We start from the raw sequence: 15,806 nt of genomic DNA, 5'->3' as shown, positions 1-15,806 counted from the left end.
CTCAAACACAATCATCATTTTAAGAGATTTATGCTAAAATCTCTCAAAAAAGTAGAAATTGAGTTCGGATTGCATGCTTTAGCCCACAATTTAAGGAAGAAAGTCGCCTAATAAGCCATTTTCAATGATCGCAAAGAAAATTTCCAAAATAATTTGAATAACAATAATATCAAAAAATGAAGCCGAATCGTGAAATGAGACGGCTTCGAACTTTATAACGATTATCTATAAAATCCTATTTTTTGCTCGCGGACAATGAATAAATTCCTTTTCCAGCTGTGAAAACAGCTACGGCAAGCAATCCTCCACCGATCCCGAAAACAAGTTCTTTCAGAATGGAAGGCCAGGTTGGAAACAGATGGTGAAAATAATCAATTCTGTGTGCAAAAATTCCTCCTGCAACAAGAATCAGAGCGATGGTACCAATGATTCCCAATGCTTTAATAACTATCGGTAAAGCATTTACCAAAAGATGTCCCAGCTTTCCGAAAAATCCTTTGTCGTTGCTTTTTTTGATTAACCTGAATCCGGCATCATCCATTCTTACGATTAAAGCAACAATTCCGTACACGCCAACCGTTGCGATAAATGCGACAAGGCTTGTTACGAGAATTTGTGTAATGAAGGGATGACTTTCTTCCAATACGGTACCCAGCGCAATAATAACGATCTCAATAGATAAAATAAAATCTGTGGTAATGGCTGATTTTACTTTAGCCTTTTCAATTTCTTCAGGGCTTTGTCCCTTTGTAGCTTCAATTTCCTCTTCTACTTCATGGCCTTTTTTATCGCGGTGGAATAAAAACTCAATAATTTTTTCCATACCTTCAAAGGCCAGGTAAAGTCCTCCAAGGATCAGGATATAATTAATTGCGGGTTGATACAACCAGTTCAGTAAAAATACGACAGGTAAAATAATCAGTTTATTTATGAAAGAACCTTTAGTGATTGCCCACAATACCGGAATTTCGCGCGATGAAAGAAACCCGGTTGCCTTTTCGGCATTTACTGCCAGGTCATCTCCCAGAATTCCTGCCGTTTTTTGAGTCGCAATCTTACTCGTTACCGCCACATCGTCCATCAGAGCTGCGATGTCATCCAAAATAGCAAAGAAACCAGATGCCATAAATTTTAATATTTTTTTAATAATTGTTAATGACAAAAATAACTATTTAATTTGACTTGCTCTATGACTTACTGCTGTTTTAGAAAGATTACTATCATTAAATTCTAATCAAAACTGATGGTGAACATCTTAAAAAATAAAGCTTCATTTAAAATATAGCCATTCATCAAATATGTTTATACTTTATCAACTTCCATGCAAAAGATGTGAAAATAAATTCATGATGAAGAACATCTTTTTAATTCATCTAATTTTTGTGTACCTTTAATCTATGAAAAAGCTGGTTTTAAAGTATCATTTTTTCGTTCTGGGATTAATCAGCTTTGTATTACAATCATGTAATACGAAATTCAGAGTCTGGGTAGGCACGAATAACGAACAGAAAATATACAATCTCAAGTACGGCGAAAATAAAAGGCAGAAAATGGATGTTTTTCTTCCTTCGGATTATCCTGAAAATGCACCGGTTGTCTTATTAATTCACGGAGGTGCCTGGAAACATGGCAAGAAAGAGCATATGATCCACATTCAGAAAATGCTTTTTAACAACAATATTCCGAGCATCAATATGAATTACAGGCTGGTTTCAAAATCAAAAAAAATTACGTACCGGGAACAGCTGGAAGATATCAATGCAGTGATTTCAAAATTCAACGTCCTGGCGGGAAAGGCAGAACTGCAGCCCGACAATTACATTCTTCTGGGTGAAAGCGCAGGCGGCCATCTTGCTTTATTGTACGGATATCAGCATCCTGATCAGATCCGGAAAATTATTTCCATGAGTGCTCCCACCGATTTTTATTCGGGGGAATATCTGAAGTCGTTTTATTCAAAATATTCTTCTCCAACCGTTCAGGCTGTGGTAGGGAAAAAATTTCACAGGAAAAAAATTTCGGAGGAATTCAAAAAAGCAAGCCCGATTGCCAATGTTTCTGATGTTCCTACTCTGATCTTCCAGGGAAACCAGGATTTCCTGGTGAATAAAAAGCAGGGCCTGGCTCTGGATTCGGCTTTAACCGCCCGGAATATTCCGCACAAACTCATTTTTATGAAAAATACAGGCCATGCTCCGAGATTTTTTAACAAGAAAAAAAGAGACACGCTGATTTATCCTAATATTCTGGAATGGATAAGATCATGAGCAATGAGTAATTGTTATTGGTTGATGGTTGTTTGTTGAAGACAACGAAGGCTTGTTTTGAAATTTATTTTTATTTTCGCAAGCTTTCAGATTTTAAAGCCTGATCTATAAAAAAAGCCCGCATTTTGAGCAGGCTTGTATTATTTAAGTTAAATTTTATTCCTCGTCTTCATCAAATTTATAATTTTCATATTTTGAAAAATCTTCTTTTTTGCCGAATAAAAACTTTAGGATTACCGGTACTGTTGTAATCAGAACAATAACGATAATTATCAGTTCAAGCTTTGTCTTAAGATCAATTCCAAATTCTTCCTGAAAAAGTTTATCTAAATAATGTCCTGCAAAAATCAAAAGGAATGACCATAAAATCGCTCCAATAATATTGTCTCTTAAAAAGGCTTTTTTATCCATTTTTACAATTCCGGCAACAATCGGTGTGAAAGTTCTTACTACCGGAAGAAATCTGGCCATGATGATCGCCAATGCCCCATTTTTTTCAAAGAAATTGTGTGCCTGATACAGGTATTTCTTTTTAAATAACCACGTGTCCTGTTTCTTATACAAGGCAGATCCTGCCTTTCTTCCGAAATAATACCCTACTTCATTTCCTATGATTGCAGCAAGCGCTACAGAAGAAGCTAAAATAGTTGTATCTAAAAGATCGCTTCCCGTTGATCCAAAAGTCTCTGAAACAATTCTAACCGCATAAATTCCCGAAACAAAAAGGAGTGAGTCTCCCGGTAAAAAAAAGCCTACAAAAAGCCCTGTTTCAGCAAAAATAATAAACAGAATAAGCCAAAATCCGCCAAGCTTTATATAAAACTCCGGATTTAATAAATCTTTCCAACTATTGAAATCTTCCATACGTTTTGATAAGTAACAAAAATAGGATTAATAAACGTCATTCCGAAATTTATTATAAGATTTTAACGAAAATTAAACATTGTTTTACAAGTCCATATCATCATCTGAAACAGCGGTTCCATCGGCCATGAGAAAAGCTTTCAGGAATGGCGTAAGATTTCCGTTCATTACCGAATCTACATCCGAAGTTTCGTATCCGGAACGCACATCTTTTACCAGTTTATAAGGATGCATCACGTAATTTCTGATCTGGCTTCCCCACTCGATTTTCATTTTGTTGGCTTCGATTTCATTTCGGGCTTTCATTCTCTCTTCCAGCTCCATTTCATATAATCTGGAACGAAGCAACTGCATCGCTTTCTCTTTATTTTGAAGCTGGGAACGGGATTCGGAGTTTTCAATGATAATTCCTGTAGGCGCGTGACGGAGACGTACGGCAGTTTCCACCTTGTTTACGTTCTGCCCTCCTGCTCCGGAAGACCTCATCGTTTCAAAGGAAATATCCGCCGGATTGATGTTGATTTCTATCGTATCATCTACCAAAGGATAGACATACACCGAAACGAAACTCGTATGTCTTTTGGCATTGGAGTCAAAAGGAGAAATTCTTACCAGTCGGTGCACTCCGTTTTCGCCGCGAAGATACCCGAATGCAAATTCGCCGTCAATTTCAAGCGTTACCGTTTTTACACCTGCAACATCGCCTTCCTGGAAGTTCAGCTCGCGAATTTTATAGCCCTGTTTTTCCGCCCACATGGTGTACATTCTCATCAGCATGGAAGCCCAGTCGCAGCTTTCGGTTCCTCCGGCTCCGGCTGTGATCTGCAATACTGCAGAAAGTTCATCGCCTTCATTGGAAAGCATATTTTTGAATTCAAGGTCTTCGATCTTCTCTACCAGCTGAGGAAAAGTTTCATCAAGCTCTTTTTCAGAATCAGGATCTTCTCTGGCAAAATCCATCAACACCTGGAGATCCTCAAACTGGGTATAAATTTCTTCATACGCTTCTACCCATTTTTTCTTGGAACGAAGTTGCTTTAGAAATGCTTCAGCTTCTTTCGGGTTGTCCCAGAATTCCCGAGCTGCGGTTTTTTCATCATCATTCGCAATTTCAATCTTCTTTTTATCAATTTGAAGATATTTATGGAGGTCGTCAATCCTTGACTGAATTTCTTTTATCTGGTCGTTGTTGATCACGATTTTTATTTTTGCAAAAATAAGAAATTTTTATTCCTTTTATCCCTTGTCTTCGCCTTGAGTTTTATCTTTCTCCTCATTATGAGCAAATCCGATAACTCTTCTCTGTTCTTCCACCACCCGGTAGGAATCAAGCTCAGATTTAAGATCTTTAACCCTGTTCTGGAACTGATCAAAATTATTAACAATGACATCTTTTAAAAATATTGCAATCTGATCCAGGTATTCTGCCGTTAGTTTTCCTGTCGCATCTCTCAAAGCGGCTTTCAAAAGGTTCTGGTCGATCTTAAGGTGTTCATTTCTTGTTTTCTGATACAGATTTTTAATTCTTTTCTTTAGGCTTTGTGTAAAATCAATGAGCATCGTATTGCTGAACACTTTCATCTGGGCGGAAATCTCATGCCAGAAAGGAATTTTATCGGCTTTGTTGTTTTTCAGAATTTTAAATAAAAGAGAATCGTTTTCCAGATTTTTCGTCATCGCATACAGGATTATTTCTGATCTTTCTGCAAGATTAGGCGGAAATACAGGAATCATCACATCGAATCTTCCCGGAGCCAGGATTTCTTCGTCTATTTCGGAAACAGAGTTGGCAGAACCTACCATCAGCAGCTCTTCCTGTTCAAATTTTGAAATATAATGGAGAATGATTTCCTGGGTTTCCAGATTACAGGAAGCAACGTTGTTTTCAGCTTTCCTGGCCATCATGATATCGTCAAAATCTTCCATAAACAGGAGGACTTTTTCTTCCCTCATCATCGCAACAAGAAAATCATTGAAGTTGGTCTGGTTTCCGTCTACAAAGGAGGTTCCGAGGTAATGCTTTTTTACTTCCTTAAACTGATAGCCTATAATTTCTGCAATTTTATTGGCCCAGAAAATTTTTCCGCTTCCCGGAGGTCCGTATAAAATAATTCCTGTAGGCTTGTTGATTCCCCAGTCTTTGATCTGCTGCGGATTAAGGAAAGGTTCCAGAACAGTGGAAATATGGAAAAACAAATCCCTGTACCCGATAAAATCTCTTTTCTGCAGGCTTGTTTTATGTCCGAAATAATCATACACAAATTTATAATTGCCTCCTAATCGGTTATCAATTCCATAGCTGGAAACCGAAGATTTAAAGAATCCGTTATCGAAAATATTAGGATCTGATTCTTTGATTGCTTTCTCTACCTTTTCTTTAGGCTGATTGATCTTTTCAGCGATCTGTTCGAGGGTTTTGGTTTTATCGAGGTCTTTTTCGTACAGCCTTAAAAACTCAATGTTTTCACGGGCAAACTTTTCAAAGTCTTTTTTTATTTCAAAATTGGTACTGATACAATCTACAAGATCAAGATCGAAATCCTGAATAAACTGTTTTATTGCTTCCGCAGAAACATTCAGTTCTTTTGCCAAATCAACTAATTTCATAAGATTCTATTAATGCTAAATTTTATTAACCACAAAAGACACAAGAGATTTAAATAATATATAAAGTATAATTCACAATGAAAAAAGAATCCATAAGGTCTAAAATCTTTGATTTTTATTATGTTTTATAGATCATAAAATGATGAATAACTTTTTGAATTCAATATGTTAAATTATTTCGGTTTGTCGTTAATTTAAAATTATGTAAACAGATTTAATACCAAAAATAGCGTATTTGAAATTAAATTTAAATTGATTTTTCGATAAAACTGTAACAATTTATTTTTTATAAAGACTACTACTATGTAAAACAAATTACATGGAAAAAATTCTGTCAGTAAAGAATCTTACTAAAAAATTCAAAAGAGTTGTAGTCAACAATATTTCTTTTGATGTAGAAAAAGGGAATGTGTACGGTCTACTCGGCCCCAACGGAAGCGGAAAGTCTACCACCTTCGGAATGCTTCTCTCCACCATTAACCCCACAAGCGGCGACTGGTATTGGTTTGGGAAAAAAGGAACTGATCCGGACACACTCAAAAAAATAGGTGCCATTATCGAGCAGCCCAACTTTTACCCGTACCTGAGTGCGGAAACAAATCTGAAAATAGTTGCTGAAATTAAAGGCACTCCTTACAGCAGAATTGATGAAGTTCTTCAGACAGTAGGTCTTTTGGAAAGAAAAAAGGATGCTTTCAAAACTTTTTCATTGGGAATGAAACAGCGTCTCGCCATTGCTTCTGCGATGCTGAATAATCCGGAAGTAATGATCCTGGACGAGCCAACCAACGGTCTTGACCCCGAAGGAATTATCCAGATCCGTGAAATCATCAGCAATATTGCAAAACAGGGAATTACCATTATTATTGCAAGCCATTTACTTGATGAGATCGAAAAAATATGCAGCCATGTGATTGTACTGAAGGAAGGAAATTCTATCTACTGCGGAAGGGTGGATGAAATGACAGCCAACAACGGGTACTTTGAACTGAAAGCAGACAACAATACATTGCTTTTGAATGCACTGAATTCGTTGGGGTGGTTTACTTCTGTGAATCATGATGGGGACATCCTGAAGGCCCAGATCCGTGACGATGCATCTATTTCAGCATCATCCCTGAATCAAAAACTTGCTGAGCAGGGCATATTCCTTTCTCATTTAACGAAGAAAAAAATGTCTCTTGAATCTCAATTTCTTGAACTTGTAAAAAACACCAATTAATCATGATCAAATTATTAAAACTCGAATATTATAAAAATCTGAATTACAGACCATTCAAGATTTTTACGATCCTGTATTTTGCGATTCTTATTGCATTGCTCTTTATCGGACTGGTAGATTTTGATCTTTTCGGAGGAAAGATCAATTTAAAAGAGCAGGGAATTTATAATTTCCCTGAGATCTGGAATTTCACAACGTATATTGTTGCTTTACTGAAGATTTTCTTAGGTTTAATCATTGTTTTTTCAATTTCACAGGAATTCAGCAACCGGATGTTTAAGCAGAATACCATCGACGGATTGAGCAGAAAAGAATTTATCTCTTCAAAATTACTGACCATCAGTATTTTTACTATTGTTTCTACGATAATTGTTTTCGCGATCACGATGTTTCTGGGGTATAAATATTCCAATACTACGGAATCTGCGAAGGTTTTTGAAGAAATTTTCTTTATCGGAAATTATTTTGTAAAATTGTTTACATTCTTTTGTTTCCTGATGTTTCTTTCTGTGTTGCTGAGAAAATCTGTTTTTGTTTTTCTTGCACTTTTTGTATTCTGGGTGGCTGAAGGTATTTTATCAGGTGTAGAAGTTTTTATGAAAGTGCGTGGCCTTCAGGAAGCTCAAAGAAATGAGGTGCTTCAGAATGACTTTTTTATATCGCACCTTCTTCCTTTGGAAAGTATGTCCAGCCTGATTCCAAGCCCTCTTATGAGACTCAATATGGCGAAAATGATGGGAATGAAATATGAATTCCACTATCCTACGGAAAGCATGATTGCCTGTCTGGTTTGGTGCGGCATCTTTATCATCGGCTCATACTGGATTTTAAGAAAAAGAGACTGGTAATTCTCTTATTCAAGATTCAGAATTCAAGGTTCAAAGTCTAGAGTTTAGAGTTAGAATTTTATTTATTACATAGTAAAGTGATTCGTTTTTCGGGTCACTTTTTTATTTTTACTGAAGTTTTCTTTATATTTAATGAAAATTAATCCCATGAAAAGAATATATTACGTTCCGGGACTCATCAGTGCTTTACTGATACCGGTCTTGTTTTGGTTTTACGGGAGCCAGAGAACACATGAACCATATACTGTGATGGATCTGGGACTTCCCGCAAAAGTAAAGAAAGGAATGGAAAATTCTCTCAATACTTTTGAACCTTACCGAAAATGGAATTATAAAAAAATCATTGTACAGCCCAATACGGCCCTGCAAAATCAACAATACTATGTTTCTGAATTGAAAAAGCTCCAGGCAAGAAATGAAAAAGAAACCGGGATTGAATTTGTAATCGGGGATAAAAACAATTATCAGGATTTTGTCGCCTTAATTGATGCGATGAAGCTGGCAAAGCAGGAAGCCTACGGAGTAGATGTGGAAAAAACCAATCATTTTTTTGCCGTTCATATGTACAAAGATCCGAATGCTGTAGAGCGGGAATCTATTTGTGGAGGTATTGTAGGAGGCGAATATGATCAAGAGAAAACCGCATTGAATTTTCTTAAGCCTGAGACATTTATCAATCATGTTCCTCAACAAACGTATTACATCATTTTTGGTTTTTTACTGTTCTTAAATATTTCCATGTTCAGTATTAAAGAAAATCTTCAACTCAAAAAAACATTTGCATGAAAAAGATCTATTATTATCCGGGACTTATCAGTGCCTTGATTGTACCGGTTTTATTTTGGTATTATATCAATCCGTACATTGACAGCACAGTTTATAATGTTGTAGATATTGGATTGCCTGCAAAATTTCATGACGATAAAGAACCAGGTTTTGGCAGTTTTGAGCCGTTACGAAACTGGGATTACAAGAAAATAAAGGTTGATCCTTCAAAAGCTAAAGAAAATTCAAAATTCTATGTTTCGGAAATTAAAGCACTTCAAAAACGTAATGAAAAAGATACCGGAATAGAATTTATTTTAAACAACAATAATACGTACGGTGACTTTGTTTCTTTATTAAATGATATGGCGATTGCAAAACAGGAGACGTATGCCTTGGATTTGGAAAAGACAGGACATTTATTTGCCACGGTAAATTACATTGATCCCAAAGCGGAAAAATATGAAGAAATAGAATGTCTTCTTTGTAATGATGTTATCATGGATTATCACGAATCGACCTTTACTGACGAAACTTATGATTTTATCAACAGACAATATTATCAAACAATGTTCGATAACTTTTCTAAACTTCCTAAAGGAGCTTACTATATAATTTTTGGATTTTTACTATTTTTAAATATTTCCATTTTCAGTATTAAAGAAAGATTTCAGATTCAGAGATTTCGTTTGCTGTGATGAATCCTTTTTAAACATTGTGGAATTTATTATCGTAAAGTTTTTTATAAAATATTCCGTTCTATTAAGGAGCAAAGATTAATCAACAAGTTGATCTGATAAAGCTTATGATTGAATTTTACTAACTATATTCTGTTATATACATTTAAAATCTGCGTAATCCGCGAAATCTGTGGGATATTTTATTCGGAGGCTGTACTATTGTTTCATAGATTCTTCACTGTGCTCCACTTTGTTCCGCTCCATTCAGAATGACATTGCAAAAGATTAATTAGCCAGATGATTATACGAAGCTATGATCAAATTGTAGATAAGCTATATTTTACGATAAAATTAAAATCTGCGCCATCCGTGAGACCTGCGGGATGTAATATTTCAAAACTTATCCTTTGATTTATAGATCTTCACTGTGCTCCACTTTGTTCCGCTCCATTCAGAATGACATTGCAAAAGATTATTAGCCAGATGATTATACGAAGCTATGATCAAATTGTAGATAAGCTATATTTTACGATAAAATTAAAATCTGCGCCATCCGTGAAATCTGCGGGATGTAATATTTCAAAACTTATCCTTTGATTTATAGATCTTCACTGTGCGCCCTTCGTTCTGCTCATTCAGAATGACATTTTTCAGAAATAAAATAAAAAAGAAAGGACTGCCTTTCGGCAGCCCCCTCAATCACTTCACTTAAAACACTAGTTATTTTTTGTCAAGGAGCGCGATATATTCGCCATATCCTTTTTCTTTCATTTCCGCTTTCGGGATAAATTTCAAAGAAGCACTGTTGATACAGTAACGCAGTCCGCCTTTATCTTCAGGACCATCATTGAAAACGTGCCCCAAATGTGCATCTCCCGTTTTACTTCTCACTTCTACCCTGGTCATTCCGTGGGAACGGTCCAGCTTTTCTTCAACTAATTTTTTGGTAATCGGTTTTGAGAAACTTGGCCATCCGCAACCAGATTCAAATTTATCGGTAGAGATAAACAAAGGCTCTCCCGTAGTGATATCCACATAAATTCCTTCACGAGTTTCGTCCCAGTATTCATTCTGGAAAGGTCTTTCCGTTCCGTTTTCCTGGGTCACATTGTACTGTTCGGCAGTCAGCTTTTCTTTTAAAACTTTTTTATCCTGCTTTTGATATTGGGTTTCTTTTTTCTTCGGAGGGTTTGCATTTCTTGCCATTTCAAATAATCCCGGTTCTATATGGCAGTATCCTCCCGGGTTTTTATCCAGATAATCCTGGTGGTAATCTTCTGCTCTGTAAAAATTCTTTAGCGGAATGGTTTCCACCAATACAGGCTTGCTGTAATTTTTAGCCAGTTTTGCGACTTCCGCTTTTACGATGGCTTCCGTTTCTTTATCTGTGGAATAAATTCCTGTTCTGTACTGATCTCCCCTGTCATTTCCCTGTTTGTTTAAACTGGTTGGATCGATGGTTTTAAAATAAAGATCTATTAAAAGCGTAAGATCAACCTCTTCAGGATCGTATTTTACCTTTACTGTCTCAGCAAAGCCTGTAGTGTGGCTTACCACTTCTTCATAAGTAGGATTTTCTTTATTTCCGTTCGCATATCCCACTTCGGTTCCTACGACACCGCGTATCTGTTGAAAAAAATGTTCTGTTCCCCAAAAGCATCCTCCCGCAAAATACACTTCTTTTACATTTCTATTGTCCATAATGGTCTCATTTTCTTTTTTTGTAGCGGTAGATTTTGTTTTGGCATCCCCGCAGCTTGTTGCAAATACTGCTATTCCCAGCACGACGCCGAGTAAAATCAATATGTTCTTCATTTTTATATTTTTTTTCATTTTTTCAGATTTAAAATCATTAACCCAAATCCTAAAAACATCACATCTTTTACGATAAAGAAATCTGTGACAGGAATTCCGTCTACGGTCTTCCAGATTCCCGGAGTTGTAAACAGATAGCTCAGCGTCATCAGGAAAGTGATAATCATTCCGGCTGCGGCATACTTTCTCAGTGATGCAAATTTCACACTAAACAGCAATAATACCGCAATGATAATTTCTATGACTCCGATAGTATTAGACACTGCCTGAATGCTTACGATATCATATACGAAAAAAGTCAGGAAATGGTTTTCCACCAAAGGTTTTATGGCGTTTGCTTCCGTAGGGGTGAATTTGAAAATCCCGATCCACAGCAGAATAGTGGCAGCTCCGAAAAGAGAAAGATAATATCCTGCTTTTCCGATACGGTTTTCATGATCAATTTTTAGTACAGTTCCGTCCATTTTTTAATGATTTTGATTGAATACTTTATTATTTTCAAAAGTATAGTCGGAACCATTTCAAAATCCTGACAAATATTTTATGAAATATCTAAATTTTTCAACACTTTCTCTTTAACATACTGAATATCAGATTCATTAATTTCAACCTGATTTTCATTGGAAAGCTTTCTTTCCAACATTCTATCCAGCATTTCCAGCTTTTCTTTGTAGGCTCTGCACCATTTACAAATCGCAAGGTGCAGAGAAAGTTTACGGTTTTCTTTTGGGGAAATATTTTCCGCATTCCGTTTTTCCATGAGCATTGTCGCTTCGCTGCACGGTAAAAAGATAATATGAATCAATTTTTTAAGCATTTTAAATCAGTTTTGATTGGCAAACCAGTTCATTTCCAGGCATTCCCTCAATTGCATTCTGCCTCTTTGCAGGATCTTCCATAGATTAGTCGTGGAAATATCAAGTACCTGACTCACTTCCGGTGCTTTTTTTTCTTCAAGGTAATATAATTTCATGGGAATCTTCCATCGGGAAGGAAGATCTTCCAGGCAGTCTTCCAGGGTTTTATTGAAATCTTTATTGTCTAAAAGTTCGGTGTCTTCATTTCCTGCATTCCAGTCATTCAAAATATCATTGTTTTTCCATGCACCGTCATCATCAAAAAAGTGATCCAGTTTAATGTTGGGTTCAGATTTATATTTTTTGCGGTAAAAATCAGCAACCTTTCTGTTTAGGATGGTCATCAGCCAGGTGAGCGGCTGGCTTTTTCCCTCAAAAGATTCATAGGATGAAAAAGCGGAAATAAAAACCTCCTGAACAATATCTTCTGCCTCGGCTTTATCAGACAACAGATACACCGCCCTTCTCAGTAATGGTGCTGAACACTGCTCTATCCAGTTTTTGAATGTTTCGTTTTTGGTCATATTGAATAGTCTTGATTCGAAAATTAAATCCCTGAAGTTCATTTAATCGTAAACGAAGATAGAAAGTTAGTACCATACTTTGCAAAAGTTTTGTGAATGGATTTATTATCCTGTATGTTATCTAAAATGTATAACATAATATCCATTGAATTAAACTCCTCAATTGATAATTTGTCCGCAGCCTAGCCCCGATTGCAGAGAAAATCCCGCAATGGAGCGGTGAAGCCTTCGCAGGGCTCAGGACAGGCCAAGGCGGAGCCGCGCAATGAGGAATTGTAACGGAAAGCGGGAAACAGCTCCTGAAAATGTTTTCATTTATTGAAACAAATCTTCGTAAAGTATCAAATATTTCAAACGAAATCCCCCAAAAACCTTAAATTTGCATCTTATCAAAAAACTGTAAAAAGCAAAGCCATATAAATTATGACATCACAAGAGATTCGTCAAAAATTTTTAGATTATTTTAAAAGCAAAGGACACCTTATTGTGCCTTCAGCACCGATCGTTCTGAAAGACGACCCTACCCTTATGTTTTCCAATTCGGGGATGACGCAGTTCAAGGATTTTTTCTTAGGTTATAAAACGCCTACTGCACCCAGAATTGCAGATACCCAAAAGTGTCTGAGAGTATCCGGAAAGCATAATGACCTGGACGATGTGGGCCGCGATACCTATCACCACACCATGTTTGAAATGCTGGGAAACTGGTCTTTCGGGGATTATTTTAAAAAAGATGCTATTGCTTTTGCCTGGGAATTGCTGACGGGAGTCTACGGAATTCCTAAAGAAAACCTTTATGTAACCATTTTTGAAGGAGACGCTTCCGAAAACCTTGAGAGAGACCAGGATGCTTATGATTTCTGGAAGTCTCACATTTCCGAAGACAGAATTATCAACGGGAATAAAAAAGATAATTTCTGGGAAATGGGGGAAAGCGGACCGTGCGGACCGTGCTCGGAAATCCATGTGGATTTGAGAACTCCGGAGGAAAAAGCGAAAGTTTCCGGACTTGAACTGGTGAACAACGACCATCCTCAAGTGGTGGAAGTATGGAACCTGGTTTTCATGGAATTCAACAGAAAAGCGGATAAAACCCTTGAAAAGCTTCCTGCACAGCATGTGGACACGGGAATGGGCTTTGAACGCCTTTGCATGGCGCTCCAAGGAAAATCTTCCAATTACGATACGGATGTTTTCACTCCTTTAATTGCTAAAGTTGAAGAGCTTTCAGGAAAAAAATACACCGGGATTTTAGAAGACGAAAAAGATATTGCAATCCGTGTTGTGGTAGACCACATCAGGGCAGTTTCGTTTGCCATTGCAGACGGGCAGCTGCCTTCCAACGGAGGAGCAGGCTATGTGATCAGAAGGATTTTAAGAAGAGGGATTTCTTATTCGTACCGTTTCCTGGGAATGAAAGAACCGTTCCTTTATCAATTGGTTGCTGTTTTACAGGAGCAGATGGGTGCATTCTTCCCTGAGCTTGAAAAACAAGGAAAACTAGTTTCTGAAGTGATCAAAAGTGAGGAGGAATCTTTCTTAAGAACCATAGAAAACGGATTGATCAGGGTTGAAAAATTAATTCAGCAGACGATTGCCGACGATCAGAAGGTTTTGCCAACGCAAGAAGTTTTTGAATTATACGATACCTATGGTTTCCCGGATGACCTTACGAGAATTATTGCGGAAGAAAAGGGATTAACCATTGACGAAAAAGGTTTTAAGCAGGCGTTAAATGAACAAAAACAGCGTTCAAAGGCTGATTCTGCCCAAAAAGTGTACGACTGGGTAACGCTGGAAGAAAAACCTGAAAATTTTGTAGGCTATGATCAATTTGAATCTGAAACCTACATTACAAGATACCGAAAAGTAGAAAATAAGGACGGAGAATTTTACCAAGTGGTTTTAAGCGAATCTCCTTTCTATCCTGAAGGCGGAGGCCAGGTAGGTGACAAAGGCGTTCTTGAAAATGCAACGGAAAGTTTTGAAGTACTGGAAACCAAAAAGGAAAACGGACTGATCATTTCTTTAATCAACGGTCTTCCAAAAGATGCCGGAGCCGTTTTCTATGCTAAAGTGAATGTTTCGGAAAGAAAAAATTCTCAGGCCAACCACTCGGTAACGCACTTATTGCATGAAGCATTAAGGGAAGTTTTGGGAACTCACGTAGAGCAGAAAGGTTCATTCGTTGGTCCGGATTACCTGCGTTTCGATTTCTCCCATTTCAATAAAATGACGGATGAAGAACTAACCTTGGTAGAGGAAAAGGTTAATGCCAAGATCAAGCAAAATATTGCCTTACAGGAATTCAGAAATATCCCGATCCAGGAAGCGCTTGAAAGAGGAGCGATGGCTTTGTTCGGGGAAAAGTATGGTGACAGTGTAAGAATGATCCAGTTCGGAACTTCAATGGAACTTTGCGGGGGTACTCACGTGAAAAGCACCAGCGAAATCGGACATTTCAAAATCATTTCCGAAAGCTCTGCCGCAGCAGGAATCAGAAGAATTGAAGCGATTTCCGGAGATAAAGCGGAAGAATATTTCAAAAACCTAGAAAAGCAGATTTCCGAGCTTTCACAATTGCTGAAATCAAAAGATATTGTACGTTCTATTGAAAAATTAATTGAGGAAAATACCGCATTGAAGTCTGAAGTAGATGCATTGAAGAAAGAAAAAGCCAAAGGAGAAATCAGCGAATGGAAAGGAGCTTACGAGCAAAAAGGCGATAAATTACTTCTGGTAAAAAGAACTTCTTTAGATGCCGGTTCGGTAAAAGATATCGTCTTCCAGTTAAAGAAAGAAATCCCCACCTCCATTACGGTTATTCTGTCCGATGCCGACGGAAAACCCATGATTACCGTTGGCGTTTCTGATGATTTAGCAGGAATTTATCAGGCGGGAGCATTGATTAAAGATTTGGCAAAAGAAATCCAGGGCGGCGGCGGTGGAAACCCCGGCTTTGCCACAGCCGGAGGAAAAAATCTTGACGGTCTGGAAAATGCATATCAGAAAGCGCTGAATCTATAAGAAAATATTTTAAATTTATTTAAAACAATCATCCCTTTCAGTTTTGAAAGGGATGATTGTTGTTATACGTAACTTCGAGTAGCTTTGAAAAAAGCGTATCGAGAAGTTACTCCACAGCCCCTTCATTCAACGGTTCTCGATACATTTTTCTGCGCTTCACTTCGAAAAACACTCGAACTGACGAGCTTTCATTCTCACTGAATAGTGCTCAACGTCACTTCGAGTAGATTTTGAAAAAGCGTATCGAGAAGTTACTCCATAGCCCTTTTCATTCAACGGTTCTCGATACATTTTTCTGCGCTTCACTTCGAAAAACACTCGAACTGACGA

Annotated in this window: 15 protein-coding genes; 7 read left to right on the top strand and 8 right to left on the bottom strand. The window is 37.3% G+C overall.

What is annotated here, in order from left to right:
• Positions 1-111 (top strand): transposase (locus BUA76_RS19310; RefSeq protein ID WP_178337352.1); only part of this gene is annotated, 111 nt, incomplete at its 5' end.
• Positions 112-235: 124 nt separating this feature from the next.
• Here BUA76_RS19310 and BUA76_RS16120 read toward each other — a convergent pair.
• Entirely contained in the window at positions 236-1,126 is an 891-nt protein-coding gene (locus BUA76_RS16120) for a DUF808 domain-containing protein (protein WP_072885818.1), read from the bottom strand.
• 271 nt (positions 1,127-1,397) lie between these two features.
• Between BUA76_RS16120 and BUA76_RS16115 the strand changes: the two genes are divergently transcribed.
• Positions 1,398-2,267: an alpha/beta hydrolase gene (locus tag BUA76_RS16115; protein WP_072885817.1), complete on the top strand. Its 870-nt coding sequence runs from the start codon at positions 1,398-1,400 to the stop codon at positions 2,265-2,267.
• Positions 2,268-2,423: 156 nt separating this feature from the next.
• On the opposite strand, the gene BUA76_RS16110 is transcribed toward BUA76_RS16115, so the two are convergent.
• The 3 genes from BUA76_RS16110 to BUA76_RS16100 form a co-directional block, all read right to left on the bottom strand.
• On the bottom strand, positions 2,424-3,131 hold the full coding sequence (locus BUA76_RS16110; protein WP_072885816.1) for a DedA family protein: 708 nt from the start codon (positions 3,129-3,131) through the stop codon (positions 2,424-2,426).
• A gap of 84 nt (positions 3,132-3,215) precedes the next feature.
• A complete protein-coding gene (gene prfB, locus BUA76_RS16105; RefSeq protein WP_072885815.1) occupies positions 3,216-4,328 on the bottom strand; it encodes a peptide chain release factor 2 in 1,113 nt (370 codons plus the stop codon).
• A gap of 39 nt (positions 4,329-4,367) precedes the next feature.
• Positions 4,368-5,738 carry an AAA family ATPase gene (locus BUA76_RS16100; RefSeq protein ID WP_072885814.1) on the bottom strand — a complete coding sequence of 457 codons (1,371 nt, stop codon included), beginning with the start codon at positions 5,736-5,738 and terminating at the stop codon, positions 4,368-4,370.
• 319 nt (positions 5,739-6,057) lie between these two features.
• On the opposite strand from BUA76_RS16100, the gene BUA76_RS16095 reads away from it, so the two are divergent.
• From BUA76_RS16095 to BUA76_RS16080, 4 genes are all read left to right on the top strand, one after another.
• On the top strand, positions 6,058-6,960 hold the full coding sequence (locus tag BUA76_RS16095) for an ABC transporter ATP-binding protein (protein WP_072885813.1): 903 nt from the start codon (positions 6,058-6,060) through the stop codon (positions 6,958-6,960).
• 2 nt (positions 6,961-6,962) lie between these two features.
• A complete protein-coding gene (locus tag BUA76_RS16090) occupies positions 6,963-7,808 on the top strand; it encodes an ABC transporter permease (RefSeq protein WP_072885812.1) in 846 nt (281 codons plus the stop codon).
• A gap of 147 nt (positions 7,809-7,955) precedes the next feature.
• Positions 7,956-8,594, top strand: coding sequence for a hypothetical protein (locus BUA76_RS16085; protein ID WP_072885826.1), 639 nt, complete (start codon positions 7,956-7,958; stop codon positions 8,592-8,594).
• A complete protein-coding gene (locus tag BUA76_RS16080; RefSeq protein WP_072885811.1) occupies positions 8,591-9,271 on the top strand; it encodes a hypothetical protein in 681 nt (226 codons plus the stop codon). The genes BUA76_RS16085 and BUA76_RS16080 overlap by 4 nt, the downstream gene beginning before the upstream one ends.
• Positions 9,272-9,973: 702 nt before the next feature.
• On the opposite strand, the gene msrB is transcribed toward BUA76_RS16080, so the two are convergent.
• The 4 genes from msrB to BUA76_RS16060 form a co-directional block, all read right to left on the bottom strand.
• Positions 9,974-11,068, bottom strand: coding sequence for a peptide-methionine (R)-S-oxide reductase MsrB (msrB, locus tag BUA76_RS16075; RefSeq protein ID WP_072885824.1), 1,095 nt, complete (start codon positions 11,066-11,068; stop codon positions 9,974-9,976).
• A 14-nt stretch (positions 11,069-11,082) separates the two neighbouring features.
• Complete coding sequence (locus BUA76_RS16070; RefSeq protein WP_143149928.1) at positions 11,083-11,532, bottom strand: DUF417 family protein; 450 nt, start codon at positions 11,530-11,532, stop codon at positions 11,083-11,085.
• A 77-nt stretch (positions 11,533-11,609) separates the two neighbouring features.
• Positions 11,610-11,885: a hypothetical protein gene (locus tag BUA76_RS16065; protein WP_072885810.1), complete on the bottom strand. Its 276-nt coding sequence runs from the start codon at positions 11,883-11,885 to the stop codon at positions 11,610-11,612.
• 6 nt (positions 11,886-11,891) lie between these two features.
• The gene (locus BUA76_RS16060) at positions 11,892-12,449 is read right to left on the bottom strand and encodes an RNA polymerase sigma factor (protein WP_072885809.1); all 558 of its coding nucleotides are present in this window, start codon (positions 12,447-12,449) and stop codon (positions 11,892-11,894) included.
• 423 nt (positions 12,450-12,872) lie between these two features.
• Here BUA76_RS16060 and alaS point away from each other — a divergent pair, with 423 nt between their 5' ends.
• A complete protein-coding gene (alaS, locus tag BUA76_RS16055; protein ID WP_072885808.1) occupies positions 12,873-15,476 on the top strand; it encodes an alanine--tRNA ligase in 2,604 nt (867 codons plus the stop codon).
• Positions 15,477-15,806 lie beyond the last annotated feature (330 nt).

This window comes from Chryseobacterium takakiae, from assembly GCF_900129385.1.
Lineage (GTDB): Bacteria > Bacteroidota > Bacteroidia > Flavobacteriales > Weeksellaceae > Chryseobacterium > Chryseobacterium takakiae.
The sequence above is the reverse complement of the archived record's forward strand: the minus strand, read 5'-3'. Positions and strand labels throughout refer to the sequence as shown.

What these genes read in the sequence shown, in the direction of transcription:
- BUA76_RS16085 (WP_072885826.1), top strand. Translation starts at nt 7,956, where the DNA reads ATGAAAAGAATATATTACGTTCCGGGACTCATCAGTGCTTTACTGATA.
- BUA76_RS16065 (WP_072885810.1), bottom strand. Translation starts at nt 11,885, where the DNA reads ATGCTTAAAAAATTGATTCATATTATCTTTTTACCGTGCAGCGAAGCG.
- BUA76_RS16110 (WP_072885816.1), bottom strand. Translation starts at nt 3,131, where the DNA reads ATGGAAGATTTCAATAGTTGGAAAGATTTATTAAATCCGGAGTTTTAT.
- alaS (WP_072885808.1), top strand. Translation starts at nt 12,873, where the DNA reads ATGACATCACAAGAGATTCGTCAAAAATTTTTAGATTATTTTAAAAGC.
- BUA76_RS16060 (WP_072885809.1), bottom strand. Translation starts at nt 12,449, where the DNA reads ATGACCAAAAACGAAACATTCAAAAACTGGATAGAGCAGTGTTCAGCA.
- BUA76_RS16115 (WP_072885817.1), top strand. Translation starts at nt 1,398, where the DNA reads ATGAAAAAGCTGGTTTTAAAGTATCATTTTTTCGTTCTGGGATTAATC.
- msrB (WP_072885824.1), bottom strand. Translation starts at nt 11,068, where the DNA reads ATGAAGAACATATTGATTTTACTCGGCGTCGTGCTGGGAATAGCAGTA.
- BUA76_RS16080 (WP_072885811.1), top strand. Translation starts at nt 8,591, where the DNA reads ATGAAAAAGATCTATTATTATCCGGGACTTATCAGTGCCTTGATTGTA.
- BUA76_RS16100 (WP_072885814.1), bottom strand. Translation starts at nt 5,738, where the DNA reads ATGAAATTAGTTGATTTGGCAAAAGAACTGAATGTTTCTGCGGAAGCA.
- BUA76_RS16090 (WP_072885812.1), top strand. Translation starts at nt 6,963, where the DNA reads ATGATCAAATTATTAAAACTCGAATATTATAAAAATCTGAATTACAGA.
- BUA76_RS16095 (WP_072885813.1), top strand. Translation starts at nt 6,058, where the DNA reads ATGGAAAAAATTCTGTCAGTAAAGAATCTTACTAAAAAATTCAAAAGA.
- BUA76_RS16120 (WP_072885818.1), bottom strand. Translation starts at nt 1,126, where the DNA reads ATGGCATCTGGTTTCTTTGCTATTTTGGATGACATCGCAGCTCTGATG.
- BUA76_RS16070 (WP_143149928.1), bottom strand. Translation starts at nt 11,532, where the DNA reads ATGGACGGAACTGTACTAAAAATTGATCATGAAAACCGTATCGGAAAA.